Below are 698 nucleotides of genomic sequence, written 5' to 3'. Positions count from 1 at the left end.
CGGGTGGTCAGCAACAGAGAGTTGCTGTCGCACGGGCACTTGCACCTAAGCCTCGCTTTGTCATGGCAGATGAACCGACCGCCAACTTAGACGCAAAGAGTACTTCGGAGTTACTCGACATCATGGAGCAACTGAGCGAACAAGAGGGCACGACATTTATTTTCTCGACTCACGACCCGAGGGTCATCAAACGAGCCCATCGTATTATTGTGTTTGAAGACGGACGCCTCGCGAGAGATTTCGCCAACATCGGTAGCACGGCAGAGAAGTTTCATGCGTAGCGGCTTACACATTCGTTTTTCTCCGCCATGGATGGTGGTGGTTAGTCAGGCGTTAAGCTTTTCCTTGCTTGGCTTTTTCAGCTTTTGTGCTGTTGCCAATATCCCTGGTTTACAACCTCAAAAATCTTGGGATTTTGATGGTTATATTAAGTATATGGCGACATACAGCATGCCAGATGATCAAAGCAATACGCTCGATCATCTGCTGCACAATCGTCTGAATTTTGAATACCGTTTTTCTCCAAACTGGCGTGTTAATGTTGGCTTGCGAAACCGAGCTTTATGGGGCGATGCGTTAGACATTCCTCAATATCCCGAACTTGTCGCGCTAGATAATGGCTACTTTGATTTGAGCAAAAACTGGCGCGAAGACGACGTTATTCTGAATTCTCAATTTGACCGATTGTATGTGAGCTG

Annotated in this window: 1 protein-coding gene and 1 pseudogene; both read left to right on the top strand. The window is 47.1% G+C overall.

Translation table 11 applies throughout. From position 1 onward, the window contains the following. Positions 1-281, top strand: a 281-nt coding sequence (locus tag R7R78_RS26420) for an AAA family ATPase (protein ID WP_225474648.1), incomplete at its 5' end; no start/stop codon positions are given. Beyond that, positions 274-698 (top strand): annotated as a pseudogene (locus tag R7R78_RS26415) (hypothetical protein); the annotation flags it as partial. The gene R7R78_RS26420 and the pseudogene R7R78_RS26415, both read left to right, overlap by 8 nt.

This window comes from Vibrio sp. 2134-1, from assembly GCF_033339495.1.
Note: the sequence above shows the minus strand (reverse complement) of the source record. Positions and strands in the feature narration are given on the sequence as shown.